We start from the raw sequence: 4523 nt of genomic DNA, 5'->3' as shown, positions 1-4523 counted from the left end.
GACCGCGCCACTGCTTGAGCTTGTTGATGCACCGCTCGACGGTGTTGCGCCGCTTGTAGGCCTCGCGGTCGAAGGCAGGCGGACGGCCACCATGACTGCCGCGGCGTTTGCGGTTGGCGGCCTGGTCGGCAGGCTGCGGGATCACTGCCTGGATCCCGCGTCGGCGGAGGTGGGTGCGGATCGCCCGGGACGAGTACGCCTTGTCGGCCAGGAGCACATCCGGCGTGGTCCTGGGCCGGCCGACCGGCCGCGGCACCCGCAGGCGAGCCATCACCTCGGGGAACGCGGGCGCGTCACCTGCCTGACCGGGCGTGAGGACGAAGGCGAGCGGGCGGCAGCGGCTGTCCGCGGCGAGGTGGACCTTGGTGGTCAGTCCGCCGCGGGACCGTCCGAGGGCATGATGCTCCGACTCGCCGGCCGGGGCCCCTTTTGACGGGCTCCGGCGGCGTGCTGATGAGCCCGCACCATCGTGGAGTCGACCGCGGCGACCCAGTCGAGGTCACCTTCGGTATCGGCCTGGGCGAGCAGGGCGGTGAACACGCGCTCCCAGGTGCCGTCGGCAGCCCACTTCCGCAGCCGGTTGTGGGCCCCCTTCCACGAGCCGAAATGCTCGGGCAGGTCCATCCACGGCGTCCCGGTGCGGTACTTGAACGCGATCGCGTCGATCACCTGCCGGTGATCACGCCACCGCCCACCCCGCCTCGGAGTCCTGTCCGGCAGCAACGGCTCGATCCGTACCCACTGGGCATCCGTCAACGACACACATCAACCAACGATCAGATGATCCAGATGAACCGCTCCAGCAGCGCCAGCCGTTCCGCGCGCCGAGCCTCCGAAAGTGCGCTCAGCTGCCGTTGCTGCTCGGCGCGTTCCGCTGACGACTGCGTCCTGTGCTGGACGAGGTAGGACAGCATGCCGCCGAGTACCACGCCGCCCAAGGATATGAGGGACACCCAGAGCTGACCTGACATGGTCGCTATGGTCCCATGCGGTGTAGCTGGTGTGATCACGGCGTCGGAGCCGTGTCAGGAACCCTGGAACGGTTGGGAGTCGCTCCACTCCCAGAACAGCATCCCGGCCTCCTCGTGCGCGTCCATGAACGCCACCAGGGGAGCCGCGTCCCCGTCGGCGGGCACGTCGATCGCCACGTGACGGTCGCCGCTCCACTCGATGGCGAAGCCCCCGCTCCGGGCCCGCGAGACGATGCCGCCGGTCACCTCTTCGAAGACCTGGGGCTCCAGGCCCGCCTCGAGCAGCGCCCGCAGCGTGCGGTGGCCGCCCTTGTCCACGACCTCGACGAGCATGTCGTCCTCGTCCAGGCGCACCACGTCGAAGAGGTTCAGCCCGTAGATCCGGAAGGGCACGCACTGCATGACGAACAGGCCGTCTTCGCGGCCTCCGAGCCATACCTGCTCGTGGAGGCCTGGGAAGCCGAACGGAGCCAGGTCGGCCATCGCGATGCGCTGGGAAGCCGTACGAACTGCTGGTTCCTCGTGGAGGATGTACTTCTGCGACATGGCTACAGGCTAATCGGTCTTATCCGAAACGGGGCCTGCCGCACGATGCGGCCAGTCCGGCCTCGGCGGGCGCCCGTCGCAGGCAGACGGGCTGTGGCACCTCTCATGTGTCACAGCCGGCCTTGCTACCCGTCCAGTGGCCGTGTGCCGTCTGGGCAGGCAAACGCTGCGCTGCACCGGCCCGGCCGCCGTATCGCCACCGAGGAACTCTGAACGCCGCCGGGAACATCGCGGGGTGGGTGCGACAACGAGGCCAATACCTCGGGCAGCTCACCACGTCCAGCCGCCGGGCGACCTGAAGCCGCTGACGGGCCGAAGGACCGTTTCCCCGGTGAACTTCGTCCCCCACAGAGAGGACAACCCTTCAGATTCGTGCACGTCAGAGCCGCTGGAACCGCTATCTCCAGCCTCCGTGACCAAGAACCTGGCACGCACCGCCGCCCTCGCCCTGCTCCTTGCCCCGCTCGCCCTTCCCACCCAGGCCACTGCCGCGACCGCGTCTGCTCCTGTCGTCGGCCGGGCCGCGACCGTGCTCACCCTGGTGGACGCGGTCCGCGAGCTCCCCATCGCCGACGAATCGCGCGAGGGCTACACCCGCGACAAGTTCAAGCACCGGAACGCGGGCCGGGACCCGGCCGACGGCTGCACCACCCGCGACGAGGTCCTGCTCTCCGAGGCGGTCGAGTCCTCGGACGTCGCGGCCGGCTGCAAGCTCTCCGGGGGCGAGTGGATCTCGTACTACGACGGGCAGGACGCCCCCCACCAGTCTGGTCGCCGTGACCACCCGCACCAACCGGTCCAAGGCCGACCAGGACCCGTCGACCTGGATGCCGCCCCTGCCGGACGCGCACTGCCGGTACATCGGGGAGTGGACCGCGACGAAGCTGCGCTGGGGCCTGACCGCGGACCAGGCCGAGGTCGACGCGCTGGGCGTGTACGCCGAGGCGTGCGAGAGCACCGTTGTGCACTTCACGCCCACCCTGTTCGCAAGTTCGATAATGCCGGGGCGGGGCTCCTCGTCAGCTGTTCCTGACCCGTGCCCGGTCGACCTGGCGCAGCAGCAGGTCGGCGAACTGGATCGTCTGGGCCGCCTCGATCGGGTCGCCGAAGCCCACGACGGCCATCTGCACCTGCCGGCGTCAATGGGCTGAACCGGCAGCCTATAAAGAGCCCCTTCAGTGCGGGCCGTCCCTCAGGGCGCCCGCAGTATGAGACGGCCTTCCGGGCTACGGCCGGATTGTGCCAGCATGCCGGGCATGCAGCAGCAGCTGATTATCAGCGGCAGCGTGCCGGCACCGAGCCCGAGGAGATGACCCTCCCCACGCTCACCGCCCGCACGCAGACCTCTCGCACCTCGCGAGGGGTCTTTTCCATTTCCCGGCCCCACCACGGCCCCATGAACAGGACCACCACCCATGGAACACGCCCGGCTCACCGTCACCCTCCAGCCCGGCCACGGAACACTCGCGCGGCTCGCCGCCACGCTCAACAACCACCACGTGCTGGACCTGACCTACACCACCGCACCGGCGAACACGGCCACAGCCGTCGTATCCGTGGCACAGTCCGACGCCCTGCGCGCCCAGCACAAACTGTGCAGACTCGTCGACGTGATCGAGGTGACCCCCACTTCCGCATCGCCGGACACCGCAGAGATGGCAGGCGTCCCCCGCACCTGCCACCCCGCTGCCGGCGCACCATGCCTGTGAACGGCCCGCCCGGCGCTCTGAGCGGCCTGTTCCACTTCCATTCCACCTTTTACCCGGCCTGCTGCTCCTGGCCGACGTCCTCGTCCTCGTCGAACTCGATCGTGTCCGGGTCAGGTAGGGACCGCAGTCCACCCGCTGGAATGGACGGGGTGAAGCTGTAGCGGCCCAGCACATCGAGGCTCTTCTACTTGAGCGGGGGCAGCCGAGCGATGTCCCCGACCAGTTGCAGCTCGAGCCGGTGGCGGGCGGTGACGACGACGGTGATCTGGCGGTCGATGGTCAACGGCGCGGTGAGCCTGCCGGGCGGGCTTGGGCCGCCGGGCAGGCTGGCGCCGGCACCACCCACGAACGCGATCAGCGTGCCGGGAGCGTACGGCGGCTGGCGGGATACCGGCCTCGGCACAGAACCTGAGCCCTGCCTCCCAGGCGACGGCGTACCCTTCACGGTCGCCTCGGGGCAGCCGGCCTCAACGTGCCAGGTCACCTCGCGGTCGAGTCGGGCAAGCCGTTCGGCGGTGACGGGGTCGAACCGGGGGACGCTGCGGCGGCCGACCGGCGAGCGCTCTGTGTCGTGACCGACGGATCCGCTTTCATCACAATCTCCCCGTAAGCATCCATCACGCCGCTGAATCCGTAGCAGTCTTTGTAGCGCCTGAGTTCCTGGATACGGGGTGTTTATCCAGGAGGTCCTGGGCGGAGGCAGGGGCGGCCGGCACCATCAAGGCCGAAAAGCAGGCGGCTCGTGCCGGCGGCTGGACGTCACGGTGGCGCCATGGATCCTGAGAGGGTGTTTGCCGGTGAAGATCTGTTCCCCGGCGCACAGCCCTGGGACAGGGTGTATGCCGCGATGTGGGTGTCCCACAGCGAATTCTGGCTGGTCGCCGGCGACGGGCCTTGCGCCGACCCCGTGACCGCCATCCCCGAAGGTGACTGCGTGAAGGGCAACGGGGAGGCGATCGGCATTCCCACGCTGGGCTCCGCTACTCGTATCCAGGCTGTGCTGTCAGTCTGGGAATCACCCTCGCCGGATGGACAGGGCACTTTGCTGGGCACGTCCCGCATCACCTCGCCCACCCGAGAACTTACGCTTATCAACGTGGAAGGCCGGGAGCCCGGTCCCGTTCTGGTGCTCCCGAACGAGGGCGAGCACGAGGTGAGGGTGTGGCGGTGCGCAGCGAGGAGTGCCGCGGATCCCGAACGCTACGACATCCGCGTGTGGCACTCAACCTATGTTGCGATGACCGCTGGAATCCGCCTCTACTGATCTTTTCGTTAGTTCTGCGGGGTTGGTGGATGG

At 68.7% G+C, this 4523-nt stretch carries 3 protein-coding genes and 3 pseudogenes; 3 read left to right on the top strand and 3 right to left on the bottom strand.

Translation table 11 applies throughout. The annotated features are described in order from the left end of the window. From K7G60_RS39615 to K7G60_RS38285, 3 genes and pseudogenes are all read right to left on the bottom strand, one after another. Positions 1-762: pseudogene (locus K7G60_RS39615) on the bottom strand (IS5 family transposase); the annotation flags it as partial. A 26-nt stretch (positions 763-788) separates the two neighbouring features. Beyond that, positions 789-980: pseudogene (locus K7G60_RS38290) on the bottom strand (hypothetical protein); the annotation flags it as partial. Positions 981-1025: 45 nt separating this feature from the next. After that, a complete protein-coding gene (locus tag K7G60_RS38285; RefSeq protein ID WP_225805585.1) occupies positions 1026-1517 on the bottom strand; it encodes a DUF4265 domain-containing protein in 492 nt (163 codons plus the stop codon). Positions 1518-1929: 412 nt separating this feature from the next. Here K7G60_RS38285 and K7G60_RS38280 point away from each other — a divergent pair. From K7G60_RS38280 to K7G60_RS38270, 3 genes and pseudogenes are all read left to right on the top strand, one after another. Next, a pseudogene (locus tag K7G60_RS38280) lies at positions 1930-2494 on the top strand (HNH endonuclease); the annotation flags it as partial. 438 nt (positions 2495-2932) lie between these two features. Further along, positions 2933-3226 (top strand): hypothetical protein, encoded by a 294-nt coding sequence (locus K7G60_RS38275; RefSeq protein WP_225805584.1) that lies wholly within the window; start codon positions 2933-2935, stop codon positions 3224-3226. A 772-nt stretch (positions 3227-3998) separates the two neighbouring features. Next, a complete protein-coding gene (locus K7G60_RS38270; RefSeq protein WP_225805583.1) occupies positions 3999-4490 on the top strand; it encodes a hypothetical protein in 492 nt (163 codons plus the stop codon). Positions 4491-4523: the final 33 nt, after the last annotated feature.

It is taken from the genome of Streptomyces sp. NK15101, from assembly GCF_020400725.1.
Classification (GTDB): domain Bacteria; phylum Actinomycetota; class Actinomycetes; order Streptomycetales; family Streptomycetaceae; genus Streptomyces.
Note: the sequence above shows the minus strand (reverse complement) of the source record. Positions and strands in the feature narration are given on the sequence as shown.

What these genes read in the sequence shown, in the direction of transcription:
- K7G60_RS38270 (WP_225805583.1), top strand. Translation starts at nt 3,999, where the DNA reads ATGGATCCTGAGAGGGTGTTTGCCGGTGAAGATCTGTTCCCCGGCGCA.
- K7G60_RS38285 (WP_225805585.1), bottom strand. Translation starts at nt 1,517, where the DNA reads ATGTCGCAGAAGTACATCCTCCACGAGGAACCAGCAGTTCGTACGGCT.
- K7G60_RS38275 (WP_225805584.1), top strand. Translation starts at nt 2,933, where the DNA reads ATGGAACACGCCCGGCTCACCGTCACCCTCCAGCCCGGCCACGGAACA.